This is a genomic window from Streptomyces sp. NPDC059564, assembly GCF_042735575.1.
Lineage (GTDB): Bacteria > Actinomycetota > Actinomycetes > Streptomycetales > Streptomycetaceae > Streptomyces.
In genome coordinates this window covers 1-3,230 of record NZ_JBHWBP010000565.1, presented here as the reverse complement: position 1 = coordinate 3,230, position 3,230 = coordinate 1, and the positions used below count along the sequence as shown (strand labels likewise).

Below are 3,230 nucleotides of genomic sequence, written 5' to 3'. Positions count from 1 at the left end.
TGAGCCACCAGCGGACACAGCACAAACACGCACGCACGCACGAAGACGCCCGGCCGGAACACCCCGGCCGGGCGCTTTTGCGTATCCGCCCGCCGAGCCCACCAGGAACCGGCCCTCCCGGTGAGGACGCGCAGCCAAGCACCTCGCCGACGAGGCGGGCAGGCCCGGCGGCTACCACCTGCACCGTGTCTCGGAAGGCGCCACCCGCCGGCAACTGCTCCCGGCCAAGCGCGCCGCGGCAGCAGCCACCCTGCCGGGCCCTTGCGTGCGACCCGGCCCGGTCGGTCCGCACCGGATCCGAAGTGGATACGTGCGCGCGTCGACGCCCGCATCCGCCTGGCCCGGTGTGCCATCGACCCGGCATCGTCGTGCGCGGAGCATGGGGACTCCGGAGCCAGGATCCGCTGCATGGGACCGGCGGCCGACCGGCAGGGCATTCGAGTGGCCCGCGGGGCCGCCGGTGGCGTGGCTCCCGCCCGGCCCCCAGCCACTGCCTAGGGTCGGCGTGACCAGGCCGGGACGGCATACGAACGGCCGTTGCGGAACAGGTGGGTGAACCGTGGATCGCATCACGGCCGAGTCGCACGCACACGAGCCCCCGGCATCCTCCGGCCGGACCCGGCGGCGGCTGACCCGGCGTCTCGCCGCCCTCGCGGGACTTCTGCTCCTGTGCGCGCTGCCCGCGGGACCGGTGGGCGCCGCCCAGCCCCACGGCGTACGCCCGGACAACGGCCCGCCGCTGTACGTGTCCGACTACGGCAACGACCGCGTGGTCACGCTGCCCGACGGCGGCGACCAGACGACCCTCTCCCTGGACGGCCTGGTACGTCCGACGGGCCTGGCCTGGGACCGTGAGGGCCGCCTCTACGTATCCGACACCGGCAACAACCGGGTGGTGCGGTCGTCCCCGGACGGGAGCGGGCAGTCCACAGTCCCGACCGACGGCCTCTCGCGCCCGCTGGGCCTCGCCGTCGAAGCCTCCGGCAGTCTCTACATCGCCGACAGCTTCAACGACCGCGTGGTGAAGGTGCCCGCCGACGGCAGCGGCCAGACCACCGTCCCCACCTCCGGGCTGCTGCACCCCTGGGGCCTGGCCCTGGAATCCGACGGGGACCGCTACATCTCCGACTTCGTCAACGACCGCGTCGTGAAGGTCCCCGCCGATGGCAGCGGCCAGATCACCGTGCCCACCGCCGGTCTCTCCCAGCCCACCGGGCTGGCCCTGAGCACCACCGGAGACCTCTACGTCTCCGACAGCGGCAACAACCGGGTGGTGAAGATCGCTGCCGGCACCGGCGCGCAGACGACCGTGCCCGTCACCGGCCTGAGCAGCCCCCTCGGCCTCGCTCTCGACCAGCGCGGCAACCTCTTCGTGGCCGACGCCTTCAACAACCGCGTCCTCCGCGTCCGCCTCGCCGACGGCACGCAGACCACCCTGAACTTCACCGGCCTCAACACCCCGACGGGGCTTGCCTTCCCTCCACGCACCGCCCGCCCGGCCACCGTCTTGGCGACGCACGGTCCGTAGCGTGATTCGCCCGTGAGCGGGGCGTCGGCGGGCCGCGAGCATGTCGGCTTCTGCGAGCGCCGGCCGGTCGATGGACCACGCCATCACCGCGCGGCAGCGACGGTCGACGTCCCCGTGATCAAGAGCGGCATCCCCCGCCGCCGACCGCCGAGTCCGCCGCGGGCGTGGCGGCCTACGGGTACGGGGTCACCCCGACGGTCGACTCGGCCGCGCGGGTGCGGCGGAGCGGGCGGCGAAGCCTAGGTCTCCTCCGTGGGGATGGCCGGCCGTGTCGTGTAGCGGTTGCGCATGGCGTCGCTGGCTGCGGGGCCCGCGGTGAAGACGTAGGTGCTGCTGTCGTCGAGTCGGCGGCCGGTCTTGGCGTCGACGACGACGGGCTCGACCTCCTCGCCGCTGTGCGCGTCGATGAGGATCATGCTGCGCTCGGCCGGTGTGAGGCGGGAGTTGCCCCAGGCGGCCAGGGCGACGATCACCGGTCGCAGGGAGTGCCCGAGTTCGGTGAGGACGTACTCGTGGCGTACCGGGTTGGTCTGGTAGGGCCGGCGCTCCAGGAGCCCGTCCGCGACGAGGGTCTTCAGCCGGGTGGTGAGCATGCTGGAGGAGATGCGCAGGCTCTCCTGGAACTGGTCGAAGCGGGTGTAGCCGTCGAAGGCGTCGTGGAGGATCAGCAGCGTCCACCACTCGCCCACGTGTTCCACCGTCGTGGACAGCGGGCACTCCCGGTCCTCCAGCCTGATCCGGCTTGCCACGGCGACCATCCCCTCAGTTACTGCTAAAGTCGAAGTTAGTAGCTTCTATTTTAGCAGTAATGACGGGAGCGGTGCTTTCCGCGCCCGCACCCGGGAACGGAGCACCCCGTGAGCACATCCGTCAGCGAATCCCTCGAAGGTCGACGTGCCCTGGTCACCGGCGGTACCAAGGGCACCGGGGCCGCCATCGCCCGACGTCTCGCCGAAGCCGGTGCAACCGTGCTGGTCACCGCCCGAAGCCGCCCCGACGGCGTCGAGGAGAAGGCTTTCATCGCCGCCGACCTGTCCACCGCCCAGGGCGCAGCCCACGTAGCTGCCGAGGTGGACGCCCGACTGGGAGGGGTCGACATCCTGGTCAACACCCTCGGCGGGTCCCAGGCGCCGGCCGGAGGGTTCGCGGCGCTCGGCGAGGACGACTGGGCCAGGGAGCTGAACACGAACCTGCTGGCCGCCGTCCGCCTGGACCGCGCCCTCCTGCCGCACATGATCGCCACGGGCAAGGGTGCCGTCGTGCACGTCACCTCGATCCAGCGCCGCATGCCGCTGTGGAACGGCACCCTGGCCTACGCCGCGGCCAAAGCCGCCCTGACGACCTACAGCAAGGGCCTGGCCAACCAGGTCGCCCCGCACGGCGTCCGCGTCAACACCGTCTCGCCCGGCTTCGTCCAGACCTCGGCCGCCGACCATCTCGTCGCCCGGATCGCGCACGAAGCGGACATCACCCAGGAAGCGGCGCTGGGCCGCCTCATGGACTCCCTGGGCGGCATCCCGCTCGGCCGCCCCAACCGGCCCGACGAAGTCGCGGAGCTCGTCGCCTTCCTCGTCTCCGACCGGGCCTCGGCCATCGTCGGCGCCGAACACGTCATCGACGGCGGCACCACCCCCACCGTCTGAACCCGCCACCCCAAGGAACGTCATGCATGACAACCACCCCCCAACCCCCACCACCCCCC

At 72.1% G+C, this 3,230-nt stretch carries 3 protein-coding genes; 2 read left to right on the top strand and 1 reads right to left on the bottom strand.

What is annotated here, in order from left to right:
• Window positions 1–559: 559 nt before the first annotated feature.
• Window positions 560–1,528, top strand: a complete 969-nt coding sequence (locus ACFV0Q_RS40195) for a hypothetical protein (RefSeq protein ID WP_385012883.1) — start codon at window positions 560–562, stop codon at window positions 1,526–1,528.
• Window positions 1,529–1,767: 239 nt separating this feature from the next.
• Here ACFV0Q_RS40195 and ACFV0Q_RS40190 read toward each other — a convergent pair whose 3' ends face one another.
• Window positions 1,768–2,286, bottom strand: a complete 519-nt coding sequence (locus tag ACFV0Q_RS40190; protein ID WP_385012882.1) for a winged helix-turn-helix transcriptional regulator — start codon at window positions 2,284–2,286, stop codon at window positions 1,768–1,770.
• A gap of 99 nt (window positions 2,287–2,385) precedes the next feature.
• Here ACFV0Q_RS40190 and ACFV0Q_RS40185 point away from each other — a divergent pair, with 99 nt between their 5' ends.
• On the top strand, window positions 2,386–3,171 hold the full coding sequence (locus ACFV0Q_RS40185) for an SDR family oxidoreductase (RefSeq protein ID WP_385012880.1): 786 nt from the start codon (window positions 2,386–2,388) through the stop codon (window positions 3,169–3,171).
• The last annotated feature ends 59 nt before the right edge of the window (window positions 3,172–3,230 follow it).

Excerpts from the sequence above, each read along its gene's own strand:
- ACFV0Q_RS40190 (WP_385012882.1), bottom strand. The coding sequence starts at position 2,286 with ATGGTCGCCGTGGCAAGCCGGATCAGGCTGGAGGACCGGGAGTGCCCG.